At 60.7% G+C, this 17,135-nt stretch carries 15 protein-coding genes; 4 read left to right on the top strand and 11 right to left on the bottom strand.

The features are described 5' to 3' along the window. Positions 1–531: 531 nt before the first annotated feature. A complete protein-coding gene (gene dksA, locus ACFOFO_RS07745) occupies positions 532–981 on the bottom strand; it encodes an RNA polymerase-binding protein DksA (RefSeq protein WP_390322090.1) in 450 nt (149 codons plus the stop codon). Between the two features lie 25 nt (positions 982–1,006). Between dksA and ACFOFO_RS07740 the strand changes: the two genes are divergently transcribed. Next, entirely contained in the window at positions 1,007–1,375 is a 369-nt protein-coding gene (locus ACFOFO_RS07740) for a hypothetical protein (RefSeq protein ID WP_390331297.1), read from the top strand. Here the strand turns inward: ACFOFO_RS07740 and ACFOFO_RS07735 are convergent. From ACFOFO_RS07735 to ACFOFO_RS07725, 3 genes are all read right to left on the bottom strand, one after another. Beyond that, complete coding sequence (locus ACFOFO_RS07735) at positions 1,355–2,440, bottom strand: CobW family GTP-binding protein (RefSeq protein WP_390322093.1); 1,086 nt, start codon at positions 2,438–2,440, stop codon at positions 1,355–1,357. The two genes, ACFOFO_RS07740 and ACFOFO_RS07735, sit on opposite strands and share 21 nt — an antisense overlap. A 37-nt stretch (positions 2,441–2,477) precedes the next feature. After that, positions 2,478–3,059, bottom strand: coding sequence for a Fur family transcriptional regulator (locus tag ACFOFO_RS07730; protein WP_390322094.1), 582 nt, complete (start codon positions 3,057–3,059; stop codon positions 2,478–2,480). 402 nt (positions 3,060–3,461) lie between these two features. Continuing rightward, positions 3,462–4,382, bottom strand: a complete 921-nt coding sequence (locus ACFOFO_RS07725; protein WP_390322095.1) for a LysR family transcriptional regulator — start codon at positions 4,380–4,382, stop codon at positions 3,462–3,464. Positions 4,383–4,484: 102 nt separating this feature from the next. On the opposite strand from ACFOFO_RS07725, the gene metE reads away from it, so the two are divergent. Further along, the gene (gene metE / locus ACFOFO_RS07720) at positions 4,485–6,797 is read left to right on the top strand and encodes a 5-methyltetrahydropteroyltriglutamate--homocysteine S-methyltransferase (protein WP_390331295.1); all 2,313 of its coding nucleotides are present in this window, start codon (positions 4,485–4,487) and stop codon (positions 6,795–6,797) included. Between the two features lie 55 nt (positions 6,798–6,852). Here metE and ACFOFO_RS07715 read toward each other — a convergent pair whose 3' ends face one another. From ACFOFO_RS07715 to ACFOFO_RS07705, 3 genes are all read right to left on the bottom strand, one after another. Next, positions 6,853–7,839, bottom strand: a complete 987-nt coding sequence (locus tag ACFOFO_RS07715; RefSeq protein WP_390327843.1) for a tyrosine recombinase XerC — start codon at positions 7,837–7,839, stop codon at positions 6,853–6,855. A 78-nt stretch (positions 7,840–7,917) separates the two neighbouring features. After that, a complete protein-coding gene (locus ACFOFO_RS07710) occupies positions 7,918–8,586 on the bottom strand; it encodes a DUF484 family protein (RefSeq protein WP_390322097.1) in 669 nt (222 codons plus the stop codon). Positions 8,587–8,795: 209 nt separating this feature from the next. After that, positions 8,796–10,109, bottom strand: coding sequence for a porin (locus ACFOFO_RS07705; protein ID WP_390322098.1), 1,314 nt, complete (start codon positions 10,107–10,109; stop codon positions 8,796–8,798). 90 nt (positions 10,110–10,199) lie between these two features. Here ACFOFO_RS07705 and ACFOFO_RS07700 point away from each other — a divergent pair, with 90 nt between their 5' ends. After that, positions 10,200–10,574 (top strand): hypothetical protein, encoded by a 375-nt coding sequence (locus ACFOFO_RS07700; RefSeq protein ID WP_390322099.1) that lies wholly within the window; start codon positions 10,200–10,202, stop codon positions 10,572–10,574. Here the strand turns inward: ACFOFO_RS07700 and ACFOFO_RS07695 are convergent. Further along, positions 10,571–11,650: a porin gene (locus ACFOFO_RS07695; RefSeq protein WP_390331294.1), complete on the bottom strand. Its 1,080-nt coding sequence runs from the start codon at positions 11,648–11,650 to the stop codon at positions 10,571–10,573. The two genes, ACFOFO_RS07700 and ACFOFO_RS07695, sit on opposite strands and share 4 nt — an antisense overlap. A gap of 479 nt (positions 11,651–12,129) precedes the next feature. Here ACFOFO_RS07695 and ACFOFO_RS07690 point away from each other — a divergent pair, with 479 nt between their 5' ends. Further along, positions 12,130–13,806: a tetratricopeptide repeat protein gene (locus ACFOFO_RS07690; protein WP_390322102.1), complete on the top strand. Its 1,677-nt coding sequence runs from the start codon at positions 12,130–12,132 to the stop codon at positions 13,804–13,806. 36 nt (positions 13,807–13,842) lie between these two features. Here ACFOFO_RS07690 and dapF read toward each other — a convergent pair whose 3' ends face one another. The 3 genes from dapF to ACFOFO_RS07675 all read right to left on the bottom strand — a co-directional run bounded on the left by dapF (position 13,843) and on the right by ACFOFO_RS07675 (position 16,946). Beyond that, on the bottom strand, positions 13,843–14,748 hold the full coding sequence (gene dapF / locus ACFOFO_RS07685) for a diaminopimelate epimerase (RefSeq protein ID WP_390322103.1): 906 nt from the start codon (positions 14,746–14,748) through the stop codon (positions 13,843–13,845). Between the two features lie 411 nt (positions 14,749–15,159). Beyond that, on the bottom strand, positions 15,160–16,059 hold the full coding sequence (locus ACFOFO_RS07680) for an LpxL/LpxP family acyltransferase (protein WP_390322104.1): 900 nt from the start codon (positions 16,057–16,059) through the stop codon (positions 15,160–15,162). Next, positions 16,056–16,946, bottom strand: a complete 891-nt coding sequence (locus tag ACFOFO_RS07675) for a lysophospholipid acyltransferase family protein (protein WP_390322105.1) — start codon at positions 16,944–16,946, stop codon at positions 16,056–16,058. Before ACFOFO_RS07675 ends, ACFOFO_RS07680 begins: the two co-directional genes overlap by 4 nt. Positions 16,947–17,135 lie beyond the last annotated feature (189 nt).

The following is a 17,135-nucleotide window of genomic DNA, read 5'->3' as shown; positions in this document are numbered from 1 at the left end:
CAGAATGCATGTTTCGGTTCTGTTCCGGATTACGTGGCCCTCGATGTTACGTCGCCGAGATTGGGCTCCGTATGTTGATAACGGTATAGCTGGCTGGAACTTGAATGTTTCGAATCTGGCAACAGCTTCCTTGGCCAGCATTGATCCGGGACCCTTCAGGCGTCGGAATGCGGTAGCGGTCGCTATGCTGCCGGCCGACGCGCCGATATGACCCGCTCGCGGAGCGATCTGGCGCGGTCGAGCCCGCGGTCGCGACAGGCCGGACACGTCGGACACCGACATGCCGTTGCGCAGCAACTTGAAAACAAGGGGGTATCAGTGCAAACAATGGACTACCGCGCGATTTTATTGCGGTAAAAAATAATACACCTGGGGGTATTATTTTTGCCTCGCTATGTGCAACATGGTTGCATTCTGCGGGGTAAAAAAACGAGCACGGTCGAGGTTCGCGCGCCGTTGGTCACTGGCTGGCCCCGGCCGTCCACCGTGCGGTGCTAAACACTGCCGATGGGGGCGGCCTGCCGGCGCAGATCAGTCGCCGTACAGCTTCTGCTTCAGTTCCCGGCGTTGCTGGGCTTCCAGCGACAAGGTCGCCGTCGGGCGCGCCAGCAGGCGCGGTACGCCGATCGGCTCGCCGGTTTCTTCGCACCAGCCGTAGTCGCCGGCGTCGATGCTGACGATCGACTGCTGCACCTTTTTCAGCAGCTTGCGCTCGCGATCGCGGGTGCGCAGTTCCAGTGCATGTTCTTCCTCGATCGTCGCGCGGTCGGCCGGATCCGGCACCAGCACGGTTTCGCGCAGATGCTCGGTGGTCTCGCCGGCATTTTTCAGCAGATCGCGTTCCAGCTGCTGCAGGCGCGCCTTGAAGAACGCCAGTTGCGCGGCGTTCATATAGTCCTTTTCGCCCATCTTGAGGAGTTGTTCCTCGGTGATCAGCGGCACTTCCGCACTGGCGGTGGTTTTGTTGGTTTTCGTGGTCACTTCGCTTGCTTTCGAGACGGCAGACGTGCTGACAGTCTTGTCAGCACTTTGGTTAATTTTATCAGCTAATTTGCTGGCGCTGACCGCCGGGGCTTCTGCCGGCTCCGATTTGGAGGGCGTTTTGTTGGCGCTCGGTTTCGCGTCCGGTTTGGCTGCGGTCTTGCCGCTTGCGGCGGCCTTGCCGGCTACGGCCGATTTTGACGGCGCCGCCACGCTAGCCGGCGTTGTTTTTTTGGCGGATTTTGTCACGGTTGTGTTCATCTTCCCCTCACCATTTATCAAAGTCCGATTCGCAGCACGTGACGACCGCCAGATGAGTGATCGTTACACCATGTTGCGGGTGGCGATTGTCATTGCGCAAGGCTGCAACAGTTTATACCAAACATTGTTCTAGTCCGCGAATAAAAATGTCTTTCGGCAGATTCTTGCCGATAAACACCATTTTGCTGCCGCGCACCTCGTCCTCGCCCCATTTGCCGCCGATATCGCTGCCCATGATCTGGTGCACGCCCTGAAACACGACCTTGCGGTCGGCGCCGTGCATTAACAATACGCCCTTGTAGCGCAACATGCGAGGACCATATACCTGCACGATGCCGCCCAGGAAATCGTCGAGCCGGGCAGTGTCGAATGGCCGTTCACTGCGGAACACGAAGGCCGCGATATCGTCGCTGTGCTGCGGCTGGTGGCGCGATTTGTGGTGATTATGCCGATGGCCGTCCTGATCGCCGTGCGCATGGTCGTCACCGCAAGCCGCACCGCATTCTGGGCCGTGCGCGTGATCATGCTCAGGTGCTTCCTCGGCGCGCAGGAACTCGGGATCGAGTTCCAGTTTGGCGTTCAGGTTGAAGCCGCGGATGTCGAGCACTTCGGCAATCGGGGTGCGGCCGAAATCGGCGCGGACGATCGGTGCGCGCGGATTGATCCGGGTCAACCTCAACTTCAGCGCGTCGATCGCGGCGGCATCGACCAGATCGGTCTTGGACAGCAGAATCTTGTCGGCGAAACCGACCTGGCGCTGTGCTTCCTCATGCTGGTCCAGCTGCGCCATCGCGTGGCGTGCGTCGACCACGGTGATCACCGCGTCCAGCATGTAGTGCAGCGCGACTTCATCATCCATGAAAAAGGTCTGCGCCACCGGACCGGGATTGGCCAGGCCGGTAGTCTCGATGATCACGCGGTCGAAGGCAATCTCGCCGGCGTCGCGCTTCTGCGCCAGCGCACTGAGCGCGAGGATCAGATCGCCGCGCACGGTGCAGCAAATGCAGCCGTTGTTCATTTCGACGATTTGTTCGGTGCGGTCCTGCACCAGGATTTCATTGTCGATATTTTCCTGGCCGAATTCATTCTCGATCACGGCGATCTTGTGGCCGTGCTGTTCCTGCAGAATGCGGTTCAGCAAGGTGGTTTTGCCGGCGCCGAGAAAGCCGGTCAGGATGGTGGTCGGGATCAATGCCATGGTCTTCTGTTGTTGAAATGTCAGCGGGTGTATTGGATCAATGCGCGCAATCGGCGCACCAGCCCTTGATGGTCAGTTCGATGTCGTGGCTGCGAAAGCCGGCGCCCAGGCTGGCCTGCAGCGCCGCCTGCAGTTGCCTGAGTGTCGCCAGTCGGGCCTGCTCGTCGGCTGCGGTCAGCACGCCCGCCACCAAGCCGGCCTGGCCGATGTCGTCGAGGCAAAACACCTTGGCGCAGCGAGTGCATTTGAAATGACTGTGCTGATGTTGCTGCGGCATCGACGCCGCTGTCGTTAACACATCGGCATCTACCGCACCGCGCTCCAGATGGTCGGTGCCGGCGCTGTAGCGAAACACACGGTCATCGCCGGCGATCTTGTGTGCCAGTCCGGCTTCGATCAGGCAATCGAGTGCGCGGTACAGCGTGACCCGGTCCAGGTCCGCGAACGCGTCCTGCATGTCTTGATGGGTGAAAGCGCGCCGCGCGCCGAGCAACGCCGCCAGCACCTTGAGTCGGGCCGGCGTCACGCGTACCGACGCCGCACGCAGCTGGACCTGCGCCAGCGCCGAGGCGTCGGGCGAAGCAGTAATATTGCTGGCAGCGATGTGCTTGCTGTTCATGGGCGATGACGAGTCTATATCGCCGGCATTATGCCGTGGTTTGCGATGAAGTTGCAACCAAGTTGCAATTCAATTGCAACTTGGTTGTAGATCAGCGATAGCCGCCTACGAGTCCTTTAGTTTTCATTAACACAAGATTCTACCTTGATGATCCGGGCAGACCGACTGCAGCATATCCTCGATTAAACGCGTCCGAAATTTGGCCGGGCGTGACGCAGCGCAAACTTGGGCGATCGCGCTCAAGTCGGTCGTTCTTCTGTGGAAAGCTTGACGATTGGTCGGCAGTATAGGCAAAACAGTAAGCGGCGGTATCGCGCCCGGTTAAACCTGCAGCCACCGCCAATCAACCCGGCGTCCTGATTGGATCTGTGCAATTTGAGGAAATGTGGGGCGTTACCTGATTCAAAGCAGTTCGACACTGCGCAGATTGAGATAGCAGCTTTCGCGCGTGCCGCCGACGAAATCGGCCAGATAGGGTTTGGCCGACATCTCCGGCAGGCATGCGGCATACAGGCGTCCGGTCAGGCCGGTTGGCGTAATGCGTTTTGCGAGTACGTAATCCCGGTTCAGATAATTCTGCGCCGCCCAGATCGGCAGGGTGGCGATGCCGCGTCTGCTGGCAACCAGTTGCAGCATCGCGACCGTTAATTCCGTGGTGCGGCGGGTGGTGTCCACACCGGCTGGTTTGAGCACTTGTCGCACCACATCCAGCATATCGTCCGGTACCGGGTAGGTAATCAGCGTGTCGCTGGCGAAGTCCTCTGCCACCAGATGGTCGCGTGCAGCGAGTGGATGGTCTTTCGCCACCAGCGCCACGATTTCGAAGCGAAACAGCGGGTGATAATCGACCTTCTCGTCCGGATCGATTTCCGACACGATCGCGACATCGGCACGATGACCGTACAGCAATCCGACCGGATCGGCCTGAAAGCCCGACACGATATCCAGTTCGACCTCCGGCCAGCGGCTGCGAAACACATCCATCGCCGGCATCAGCCAGTCGAAGCAGGTATGGCACTCGACCGCGATCCGCAATTGTCCTGCCACACCTTGCGCCAGCCGCACGAGATCCCGCGCCGCAGCTTCCACTTGCGGCAGCACCGCATCGGCCAGCTTCAACAACCGCTCGCCGGCGGGCGTGAAGCGTACCGGCACCGACTTGCGTTCGAACAGCGAGGTGCCGTGGTGATCTTCCAGTTGCTTGAGTTGATGCGATAGCGCCGATTGCGTGACGTTCAGCAACGTTGCTGCGCGCAACAGGTTGCCGGCTTCGCGCAACGCGAGCAGTGTTTTGAGATGGCGTAGTTCCAGGATCGATTGCATTATGAATTAAATTCAAGATGATTCTTAAAATATATCGTTTGAATCATAAATCAAGCTGCGCCAACATGGCAACCTTTGGAACTATTCATATTGGAGATGGCCATGGCACTTGCGCACACTTTGGGTTTCCCCCGCATCGGCGCGCACCGCGAATTGAAATTGGCGCTGGAATCGTTCTGGCGTGGCGACTCGAATGAGGCGGCGTTGCGGGATAGCGGCCGCACGCTACGGGCACGCCACTGGGCGCTGCAGGCCGACGCCGGAATGGATTTAGTCGCGGTCGGCGATTTCGCGTGGTACGACCACGTGTTGAATACGCTGGCCCTGTTGGGTGCGATCCCGGCGCGTTTCAAATTCGATCCGAAACGGCTGACGCTGTCCGACTATTTCACGCTGGCGCGTGGCAGCAAGGAACATTTCGCGATGGAAATGACGAAATGGTTCGACACCAACTACCACTATCTGGTGCCGGAATGGACGCCGAACGTCTGTTTCGATGGCGGCGTCGATTGGCTGTTCGATGAAATCGCAGAGGCGCGCGCGCAAAACCATCGCGCGAAGGTGGTATTGGTCGGCCCGTTAACACTGCTGTATCTCGGCAAGATCAAATCCGGCCTCACTCACAAGCTCGATCTGTTGCCGCGTATCGTGGCGGGTTATCAGAATGTGTTGAAACGCTTGCAGGCAATGGGTGTGGAATGGGTGCAAATCGACGAGCCGATCCTGGCACTGGACCTCGATACCGCTTGGCGCGATGCGTTTGCGCCGACCTATGCCGCGCTGACGAAAGCGGCGCCGCCGTTGCTGTTGGCAACGTATTTCGACGAAGTGCGCGCGCATGCGGCGCTGCTGCGCGACTTGCCGGTCGCCGGCGTGCATCTGGATCTGGTCCGCGGTGCAGATCAACTGGGGGATTTCCTGGGCGATTGGCCGCAAGATCGCGTGCTGTCCGTCGGCATCGTCGACGGCCGCAATATCTGGCGTACCGATCTGGATGCAGCACTGGTCAAGCTCGCGCCGATTCAGATCGCATTGGGCGACCGCTTGTGGATCGCGCCGAGCTGCTCGCTGCTGCATGTGCCGGTCGATTTGGCGCATGAGACCAAGCTCGATGCCGAACTCAAAAGCTGGCTCGCCTTTGCCACGCAAAAGCTCGACGAAATCGCCGTGCTGAAACGTGCGCTGAACCACGGGACCGAAACCGTGCAACCGCAGTTCTCGGCAGCCCGTGCCGCTGTCACTGCACGCCAACATTCCCCGCGTATCCACAATGGCTTGGTGCAAAAGCGGCTGGCGAAGGTGTCCGACGCCGATGCGCAACGCGGTGCGGCGTTCGGTGCACGCATCGTCAAACAACAGGCGAAATGGAATTTGCCGCCGTTTCCCACCACGACGATCGGTTCGTTTCCCCAAACGTCCGAGATTCGGCAGGCACGCGCCGCGTATAAACGTGGCGATATAGGCCATCTCGACTATCTCGACAAAATGCGCGATGAAGTGCGGCTGGTGGTGCGCAAGCAGGAAGAACTGGGCCTCGACGTGCTGGTGCATGGCGAGCCGGAACGCAATGACATGGTCGAATATTTCGGCGAACAGTTATGGGGGTACGGCTTTACCGCGAACGGCTGGGTGCAGAGCTACGGTTCGCGCTGCGTCAAGCCGCCGTTCATCTATGGCGATGTGTGCCGGCCGGAGGCGATGACGGTGAGCTGGAGCCAATTCGCGCAAAGCCTGACAGAGAAACCGATGAAAGGCATGCTGACCGGCCCGGTCACGATGCTGCAATGGTCGTTTGTACGCGACGACCAGCCGCGCGAAACCACGGCATTGCAGATTGCACTGGCGCTGCGCGAGGAGGTTTGCGACCTGGAAAAAGCCGGCATCGGCATGATACAGATCGATGAACCGGCGTTTCGCGAGGGCTTGCCGCTGAAGTCGCGCCACTGGCCGCATTATCTCGACTGGGCGGTGCGTGCCTTCAAGATGTGTGCATCGGGCGTGGCCGACGAGACGCAAATCCATACGCATATGTGCTATTCGGAATTCAACGACATCCTGCCGTGGATTGCGGCGATGGACGCGGACGTGATCACGATCGAGACGTCGCGCTCCGATATGAAATTGCTCGACGGTTTCGGCCAGTTCGCTTATCCGAACGATATCGGTCCGGGCGTCTACGACATCCATTCGCCGCGCGTGCCGAACAGGGAGGAGATGGCGCGCCTGCTGAAGAAGGCACGTGGCGTGATTGCGGATGCACGGCTGTGGGTCAATCCGGATTGCGGTTTAAAGACGCGCGGCTGGCCGGAAACCTGCGAAGCCTTGTCGAACATGGTGTTGGCGGCACGCATGCTGCGTCAGGAATTGCGCGAGCAGGGGCTAGTCAGCCATCAGGTCGGCACCGGCGCAAGCTAACCATGCATTCCTGGCTAAGACGGTGGTCGTCGCTTAAAAATACAGGGAGGAGGTTTTATTTCTTCCCGGCGCGCGGATGGGCCGCGTCGTACACCTTCGACAAGTGCATGAAGTCGAGCGCGGTGTAGACCTGCGTCGACGCGATCGAACTGTGGCCGAGCATTTCCTGCACCGCGCGCAGGTCGCCGGACGACTGCAGCACATGCGATGCGAACGAATGGCGCAACATGTGCGGATGGACATTGACCGGAATGCCGAGCGCCTGCGCATGTGCTTTCAGCCGTAGCTGGACCAGCCTCGCCGACATCCGGCTGCCGCGGCCACTGACAAACAGCGCGGCACCGTTGTTGGGGCAGTCGTCGCCGGCTTTCAATAACTGGGGCCGCACCGCCAGCCAGGCGCGCAGCGCATCGAGCGCCGGCTGCCCGACCGGCACGTCGCGCACCTTCTTGCCCTTGCCGGTGACCGTGACTTCGTGTTGATCGAGCTTGAGCCAGCCGAGCGAGGCATAACCGGCCTGCTGCGTGTGACGCACATCGAGTCCGACCAGCTCCGACACTCGCAGTCCACTCGAATACAGCAGTTCGAACATCGCGCGATTGCACAACTGATCCGGCGCGCTCGCGCTCAGGGACGCGGCGTCGACGCCGGAGCGGTGGTGCGATACCAGCCGCACGGCGTCGTCGGCCGACAGCGCCTTGGGCAAGGTCTTGGCGCGTTTCGGCGCCTTCACGCCAGCCACCGGGTTGGACGCCAGCGGGCTGGCCAGCAATTCGCCATGCGCCGCCAACCAGCCGAAGAAGCCGCGCCAGGCCGACAGCTTACGGGCGATCGAGCGCGGATTGAGTCCCTGCCCATGCAATTTGGCAGTGAACTTGCGAATCTGAAAGTGCGTCAGCAGCGGCAAGTCGGACCCGGATGCCGCTGCCGCCAGTGCGGACAACTGCGCCAGGTCGCGTCGGTAACCGTCGATCGTATGCGGCGACAGCTGGCGTTGCGTGACGAGCTGATCGAGGTAAGCATCGATCAACGCATTAGGCAACGGCGGCCGGCCGCTATCGTCCGCGTGGGGGTGGGCGCTGTCGCCGCTCTGCTCGCTCACGTCGACGCCATGGGTCGTCTAATCGAGCAGGCAGGCCAAGGCCGCACTGCTGGTGTCGCCGATATGGCCGAGGAAATCGGTCGCCATCGCCGCCGTGAAGCGCTGTGGGTCGGGCGAGCCGAGGATCAGCAGGCCGAACGCGTCGGATGCACCGTCGACGCGCAGCGGCAGGATCGCCGTTGAGCGCACCTGATCGGCGCCATCGAGCCAGCGCACCGCCTCAAAATCGTTGTTGGTGCCGCAATACGGCGCCACCAGGCCATTGGCAAACAGCCGGGTATCGTCGGACACATCCTGCACGAACCAGGTATGCGAATAGTCGGGGGCCACGCGCCACATCCGCAGCGTCACCTGGGGAACGTCGAAGATGGTGCGCAAACCGTCGATCAGGGTATATGGCAGATCGACATCGTTGCGCGCCAGCAGCAGCGCGCGGGTCCACAGGTGCAGCTTGTGCGTGATCGCGTCATTGTCCTGCGCCATGTGCAGCAACTCGGCCATTCGTAATTCGAGCGCCTTGTATTTTTCGCGCATCACTTCCATCTGGCGCTCCTGCAGCGACACCGCGCGACCCATCAGCGGACTGCTGAGCTGGACTTGCGCCAGCAGGCCGGCGTGCTCCTGGAAAAAAAGCGGATTTTCGGCCAGATATTGGGCGACGGTTGCGGAGTCCAGAGCAGTGGTCATGTGGTTGTGTTGAAAGTCAGGAAAATGGTGGGGCGGCACGATGTGATTGCCGGCGGTTAGCCCCAATTCTAACCGAGCAAGACGGCTGCACCGGTCCCTGCGATCAATAAAAAAGGCGCCCCGCGGGGCGCCAAATTGGCAGGTTCGATAACCATGCCGGGAATCGCGCCGCAGCGGCCGCTGCCGTTGCGGCGATTCCGCCGTCAGCTTCAGAACCGGTGACGCATACCCAGTTGCAGCGCCTTGCCGGCTTGCCCCCGCTCCCCAGTGAAGCCTCCCGGCGCGCTAGCCGCGCCCGGTGCGTACTGAGCCTCGTTCTGGTTCTTGATATACGCCAGCACCGTGTAGATGTCGGTACGCTTCGACAGATTGTAGTCGTAGCCGATCGCATACTGGGTCGCATCGTTATTGTTCGCGGTGCGGTCGTTCTGGCGGGCGATCGAGCCCATCAGGCGGCCGCTGCCGATCGTGTAATGCATGCCGAGCTGATAGCTGATCGCATCGAGCTTGAAGTTGTTAGCCAGGTTGGTCTTGAAGATCGACGTGTACGGGCCTCTGACCAGGCCGGTGACTGCAGGACTACCACCGCCGGCGGCGATCAGGGCCGGCGCAATCTGGGTATCCCAGGCGGCGTTGAAGACCGGGATCAGCACCGAGTTGTCGTTCTGCGCCTTCTCAACCCCGGCGAAGAACTTCATGGCGCCCGTCGTGTACGAGCCGCCGATGATGGACGTGACCAGGCCCCGGTTGCCATTCTGGTCGGTACCGTGGTTGTAGCCGGCGCCGACATCAAAGCCATTGGCCTTGTAGCGCAGGTTGGCGGCATAGAATTTGTCGTCGAGCCCGATATAGCCGGAATTCTTGAAGCCGTACATCACCGCGGCGCCGATGCCGTTCGGCAACTGGATGCGGTATTGCAGTGCCTTGTCGGAGCGGATCGCGACGTTGGCAGTCAGCAAGCCGCCAGCGCCGAGTGTGACGCCGCCCCAAGTGCCGGCGGTGCCGGTTTCAAAGGCGTCGGCCGCGGCGAACACTTCATAGGCCGGCGTGTACTGACGGCCGGCAAGAATGGCGCCGACCGGTGTGACCAGGCCAACCATCGCGGTGCGATCGAAGAGGGCGTTGCTGGTATTGACGTTGATCGCCGGTTGCGTTGCCGAGCGCGCCGCGCCCAATGCGCCGGCGGCAAGGGGTGCCGGTCCCGGGAAATTCATGCCCTTGGTCAGTGCAAAGCCCTGGTTGTCGCTGATATTGCCGGCTTGCTGGCGACCGGTATCGAGCTCGATGCGCGATTCCAGCGTGAAAATGGCCTTGTAACCGTCGCCCAGGTCTTCCAGGCCCTTGAAGCCGAGACGCGAGCCGTCGGCGATGCCGCTGACCAGTTTAGTGTTGCTGCTGTTGCCGCCGTTGCGTGACACCTGAATGCCGGCGTCGGCGATACCGTAGATCGTGATATTGGACTGTGCCAATACCGGTGCCGCAAAACACGCGCCAATCAATGTTGCCAATAATTTTATTTTCATTACATCTCCTCAGGTTTTTTTATAAAAACAAATAGAACGCACGTTCTTTTATTTGAATAAATAATGCCATTGTTCAAGCAGCTTGTATAGATGACGGGCCACTCATTTCGACCGTTCGTTCAAAAAACAACAGGGGGAAATGGCTGCGGTGACAGTGACCACGGCGGTGGCTGGAGAGTCGGCGCTGGCGGTCGACAGAAACCGCGCTGGTCGCAGAGCGGCATAAACCGAAAATTCGACTCCGGTACGGCAGGTGAAGATCAAGCGGGGAGCAACCCAAGCACCAACACGAAAGCGGCAACAAAACTGCAAGACCAGCCGCATCAACAATTCGCAGCCAATAAAAAACGGGCGTACATGATTGCTCATGTACGCCCGTCTATGCTGCCAGGCAATCAGGTCTGCTCTGATGGGCCGGCGCGCTTTCTGCGCCGGCTGCTTATCAAATCAGCCCGTATTGCTTAGAAGTTGTGATGGATGCCGACGTCGATTGTGTTCTTCGTTTGTGTACCCGATTGACGCGCATTCACGTAGTCGGTGTACACGAAGGTACGCTTCGACAGCTTGTACTCGTAACCGAGCGAAGCTTGCTTGATGGTACCAGCTTGTACTAGGCCGGAATCACCCTTCTTCTGACCGTAGCCGACCAGGACATTGCCTGGGCCGGCAACGATGTTCGCGCCGACCAGCCAAGCTTTGGTTTTTGCGTTAGGCGCTACAGCGATGCCCGATGCTCCGGTAGTTGCGGTAGCAGGTGTGAACGCGTTGGCATGATCAAACGACAGGCCGGTGGTGCCGAACTTGGTCTGAGCATACGATGCCATCAGGTTCGCTACGCCAACATTGTACGAACCAGCGATTTGGGCGTACTTGTCGCCGACTGCGTTACGCTCATAACCCAGCATTGCCGAGATCGGGCCGTTGTTGTAGGTGCCGGCCAGCGAGTATGGGACGTTTGTCGCGCCAAAAGGTACGCCGCCAACTGCCAACGTGCCGGTTTCTTTGGTTGCCACGGTGACGTTACCTTGGAAGCCGCCCATGACCGGGCTGTTATAGAACAGCGCGTTGCTGAAACGGTTTTGTGAGCCGTTAGCTGGGTTCAGCGGATCGGAACCATAGCCAGCGTCCATGATCGTAGGAACGAAGGTGCCGCGATTGCGGGTTGCGCCCCATGGATCGTAGGCACCGTCGGCATCTTGCACTGCTGTCAGGCCACGGCCCAGACGAACTTGACCGAACGCACCAGCCAGACCGACGCGGGTTTGACCTTGGAACAATGGACGTGTACCGCCGCCTTCGGTGTTGCCGGTGTCGGAATCCATGCGGATTTCAGCCTGGAACGTTGCAGACAAGCCGCCGCCCAGATCTTCCGAACCCTTGAAGCCGAGCTTGTTGTTGTCGCCGTTCACCATCGAAGTGGTGGAACCGGTGGTCTTGGACACGGCCAGATCCAGCGCGCCGTAGATGGTAACTTGTGATTGTGCTTGAGCAACACCAGCGAATGCGCCGAGAACTGCAAGTGCGAGTAGGGATTTTTTCATTTGATAGTCCTTTAAGTGAAATCTGTGAAAATCCGTAAATGTCGGTCGTGCTAAACAATCGGATGAGTGAACATTAATGGCTGGACGACAAGTCTTCAGTGGATTGGTCGACTATGTCGCTGTGATTTGGTCGAAACTGCAAAAACGGGATATCTATGTTGTATTTTTGTAACGCGACAATCATGGAAATGTTGGGAAGTTGGCACGTTTGGTGTAGATGCTTGTCTATTTATCTTTGGCATCCTGATAACTAATGCGGCGAAAAATAAGACTTTTAGCCAATTCTGGCGGCGATTTTTGTGCAGGGCAAAAATACCTGGTGTATCAGTAACCGTCTTTTAACAATGTGTTGATAGTGTGAGTCCTCTTGTTGTAACAAAGCGACTCTTCTAAATTAAATTTCCACATTTTTCAAATAAGGTTGAACTAACGTCTCATACTTTTGTCTTCACAGGGTCTTAACAAGAACACAATCAGCTATGGCAAATCGTGAGGAACTGGCAATCATTCGTGGTGCCCGCGGCGGTCAGGTGACGTCGCAACTGGCGCTCGGAAAACGTTATCTGTTCGGCGGCGAAGGCCTGCCGCACAGCGTTCCGACGGCGCTGCATTGGTTGGATCGGGCCGCGCGTCAGGAATGCCAGGAAGCCTGGATGTTGATCGGCAGCCATATCCCGTTTGCTGTGGCGCAGCAAAGCGCCGATCCGGTCGCGTTATGTATTTGGTACGAACGCGCTTTTGATGCCGGCGTGCCGGAAGCGGGACTGGTGTTGTCCCGGCTGGTGCTGGCGCAGGACCAGCAGGTGGTGGAGCACGCGCTGCGTGACAAGGCGCTCAAGGCGCTGCAGGCGGCCGCCCATGCCGGCCTGGCCGATGCGCAATGGCTGTTGGCGCAACACACCGCTGCCGATCTGACCACGATTTACAACGCTGGCGAACAGCCGTCGCCCGAGGAGCCGTCGGCGCAAGGGGTGACGCCCGAGGCGACAATCGCTGCCGCAGATCAAGAGGCGACGCTGGAATGGGCGGTGCGCGCGGCCGACGGCGGCGTGCTGCAGGCCCAGCGCGCGATGGCCGACCATGCATGGGAAATCGGCGATCACGCCGGTTTTCTGCGTTGGGCGCTGCCGCTGGCACGCCAGGTGGTGTATCGCGGCCAGTTTCAGATGCATGGGGCCGATGCGCCCAAACTCGCCACCCGCTATTTAACTGACGAAGACGTCAAATTGCTGTCGCGCTGCGCCCAGATCCTGACGCTGACCGGTGACGGCGAGCCGGTCGAGCCGGTCGATCCGGCCGAGGTGCACCGTTTCTGGGAAATCGCCGCGCAGGAAGAGGACAAGAGCGCGCAACTCGCGCTGGGGCTGTGGTTTGCCAGAATGGATGCCGACGGTATTCGGATCGCGTCCGGGTCCGGCGCATCGGCCAATTTCAAGAAGGCGATCCGCTGGTTGACCCTGGCCGGCGAACAGGGTCTGGCGGATGCCTGGTATGCGTTGTCGCGCATTTATTTGAAACCGGAATTTTCGCAGCGCAGTGTCGCAATGGCGCAAACCCACCTGGAGCGCGCCGCCGAAATGGGCCATGGCACGGCGCAGCTGGAATGCGGCGCCAGCGCCTGGCGCACCCGGCGCACCCAGGGCGGCGAGGCCAACGATGTGCGTGCGGTGTACTGGCTGCAAAAGGCGGCGGCGCAGGGTAGCACCGACGCGGTTGCACTGCTGGAAAAAATCGCGCTGCGGGCCCGCCCCGCCGCGTGGGCCGAACAGGCGTTGCGCCAGTTGACGCGCGACCAGATCAACAGCCATCCGTTCGTGGCGGCGCGCATCGAACTGGCCGCACTGTTCGGCCTGTCGCGCGCCGAGGCCCTGCTACTGGATTTGAATAGCGCAGACCAGGGACATTGCCTGCTGGTCGATATTCGGGCCAATTACGGTCGCAGCAAGCGCTACCTGATTTTGCTCGAAACCGGCCAGGAGCGGCAGGTGCTGGACCGCATCACACGCTTGTTCGAGGATGTCGATTGCGGCGTCAACGGACCGGAAGGCAATTACCGGCAACGGCTGTACCGCTTGAAGAGCCTGCTGCCCAGCGCTGATCAGGCCGATCCAGCCGAGGCGGAACAGGACGAGCAGCTGGCAGCGGCCTGGGGTTAGGCCCTCGCCCGCAGCGCATCCACAGGTTGCGCGCGATCAGATCTCGATTTCACCTTCAAACACGCTGACCGCCGGGCCTGTCATCAGTACCGGCTGGCCGACACCGGCCCATGCGATCGACAGCTGGCCACCGCGGGTCTCGACCCGAACCGGCGACGCCAGCAGGCCGCGCCGGATTCCGGCCACCACCGCCGCGCAGGCGCCGGTGCCGCAGGCCAGCGTTTCGCCGGCGCCGCGCTCATAGACCCGCAGCTTGATCCTATGCCGGTCGACCACTTGCATGAACCCGGCATTGACGCGGCGCGGAAAGCGCGGATGGTGTTCGATCAGCGGTCCGTCGACCGCGACCGGCGCGCGCTCGGCGTCGGCGACCTGCTGCACCGCATGCGGATTACCCATTGACACCACCGACACCAGCACGGTTTTGTGCTGCGCCGCCGCTTTCGGCAGACTCGGCTGCGCCAGCGCGTATTCAATTTCAAGCGCAAGATCAAGCGGCCACAGCGTGTCGTCGCCCTCGGCCCGGGCCTGCAGGCCGGCGGCATCGAACGGCACCTCGGCCGGGTTCAGCACCGGTGCGCCCATGTCCACCGTCACATTGCCGTCGGCTTCAAGCCGCGGTTCGATCAGGCCGGCCATGGTCTCGACCCGGATACAGGTCTTGGCGGTCAGCTTTTTGTCGGTGACGAAGCGCACAAACGCGCGTGCGCCGTTGCCGCACTGCTCGACCTCGCCGCCGTCGGCGTTGTAGATCCGGTAGCGGAAATCGACGCCGGGCGTGTTCGACGGTTCGACCACCAGCATCTGGTCGGCGCCGACGCCGAAGCGGCGGTCGGCCAGCTGCTGCCACTGCGCAGGGCTGAAATCGATATGCTGGTTGATCGCGTCGATGACCACGAAGTCATTGCCGGCGCCGTGCATTTTGGTGAATTTGAGTTTCATATGGCGATTATAAGGGTCGGCGCGTGATGTCCGTAACTGCGGGCCCGATGTTGCTGCGTCAGTGTAACTATTTAGCCTGCAGTGAAGGGTTGAATGATTGGCACACAAAAGTCCGGTCATCTTGAGCAAATCCGTTCGCCCTGAGTAGGTCCGTTCGCCCTGAGTAGCGAAGCGTATCGAAGGGAGCGTATCGAAGCCTTCGATACGCCCGATGGGCTACTCAGGACGAACGGCTTGTTGGGATTGCTAGATCAATGCTAGCTGCGCGCTGAACAATTCCGCGGCAGTAGAATTTGTGGGGAGTATGCCTCAAAATACCGGTTGAGCCGCTGATGTTATCTGCGGCGTTTAAATATACATCTACCAGTATATTTTAGGTGCCGGGGCGGCTGCGGAGCCAGCATTTTGGCCTCAAGACTGCAGCGGCAGCGTCGCCGGGCCTTCATGCTCGTACACGCTCGGCACGCCCGGCGGACGCGTCTTGAAGCGCTTGTGGGCCCAGAAATATTCGGACGGTGCCTCCAGCACGCGCGCTTCGATGAAGGCATTCATTTGGCGCGTCGCGGCGACCATATCGTCGCCCGGATAGTTTTCCCATGCCGGATAGAACCGTACCTTCCAGCCCTGATAATTGGGCAGGAAAGTCGCGATCACCGGGATCACCTTGGCACCGGTGGCGGCGGCGATGCGCGCCGGCGCGGTCAAGGTAGCGGCCGGCGTACCGAAGAACGGAATGAATTCCGCATCCTTCTCGCCGAAGTCCATATCGGGCAGCATGAAGAACGGCAGGCCGCTGCGTAGCGCGCGGATGATCGGTTTCACGCCTTCGGCGCGCGAGAACAGCTTACTCGGATGAAAGCGCGAACGGCCGCGGCGCAGCGCGGCGTCGAACACCTTGCTCTTCTGGCTGGCGTAAATCGAGCAGCCTGCCACCTCGAGCGCGACCGCCATGCCGCCGACGTCGAGGCTGACGAAATGCGGGCACAGCAGGATGGTCGGGCCGGCGGCGATCTGTTCGAACGGGAAGGCCGGCTCGACCTGGATCAGCCGGCGCAGCCGCGCCTCCGGCGCCCACCACAGGATGCCGCGCTCCAGCACGCTGCGCGCATAGGCCTGGAAATGCTGCTTCGCAATGGCGCTGCGCTGTGCGTCGGACAGGTCCGGCAGGCATAGCCGCAGATTGGTCAGCGTGATATGACGGCGCGCCGGCACGAGCGCGAACAGCAGGCTGCCGACCGCTTCGCCGACGCGTCCCAGCAGCGGCAGCGGCAACCAGTGCAGCAGCCACATCAGGGCCAGTAACAGTCTCATCGGGGCTCCTGTTGCGAATGCGGATCAGGCGCTGTGCCCGCTGCGTTCGGTTCCGCGGCGGCGGCGACGCCGCTCGGGGTCTTGTAGCGGTTGTAGCTCCACAGGTACTGCGCCGGACAGCGTGCGATCAGTTTTTCCATCGCCAGATTGATCGCGCGCGCCTGCTGTTCGGCGCTGTCGCCCAGCACTTCGCCGAATGGCGCAAAGCGGATCACAAAGCCTGCGCCGTGCGGCAGCCGCTCGGCATACGACAGGATGATCGGGGCACCGGTCATCTGCTGCAGTTTGGCCGACAGCGTCATGGTGTAGGCCGGTTTGCCGAAGAAATCGGCCCACACGCCTTCGCCATGCTGCGGCACCTGGTCCGGCAGCAGGCCGATCGCCTCGCCCTTTTTCAGCGCCTTGAGCAGGCTGCGCACACCGGACAGATTGGCCGGCGCCAGCAGCAGATTGCGCCGCGCCCGTGCGCCTTCGATCAGGGGTTTCAGCGCTGCCTTGCGCGGCGGCCGGTACAGCGCGGTCAATCGGGTTTGCGCGGCGATCGCTTGTGCGATGATTTCAAAGCAGCCCAGGTGCGGCGTCAGGAAGATGACACCGCGTTTGGCATCGAGCGCGGCCTGCGCCAGTTCCCAGTTTTCGATGCGGGCGCTGCTTAGTACCCGCTGCGGCGGAGCGCACCAGACGAAGGTCAGTTCGAGGATGTTCTTGCCCGATTCGCGGATTGCCGTCGGCAGATGCTGCGCGTAGCCGGCGCGGCCCAGGTTGTCGCGCAACCGCCGCCGGTAGGACGGCGAAGCCAGGTATACCAGCCAGCCGAGCGCGCTGCCGAGCGCGTGCAGCACGGATAACGGCAGGGTCGACAGCAGGCGAAACAGGGTGACAAGCATAGGGAAGACCGGCCTAACGAGGAATCGATAGCGTTGAGGACGCGCAAGGACACAAAACTGCAAGAGGCGTAAAATAGCACATTGGAGCAGGGCAATGAGTCCGCTGCGCCAGATTTATCCGCCGAGTTAATAGACAACTTGCGAGGCGGAATACAAATTTCGCTAAAGCGTCGCAGGCTCATTCGGTTG

This window comes from Pseudundibacterium arcticum (genome assembly GCF_042646465.1).
Classification (GTDB): domain Bacteria; phylum Pseudomonadota; class Gammaproteobacteria; order Burkholderiales; family Burkholderiaceae_D; genus Undibacterium_A; species Undibacterium_A arcticum.
Note: the sequence above shows the minus strand (reverse complement) of the source record. Positions and strands in the feature narration are given on the sequence as shown.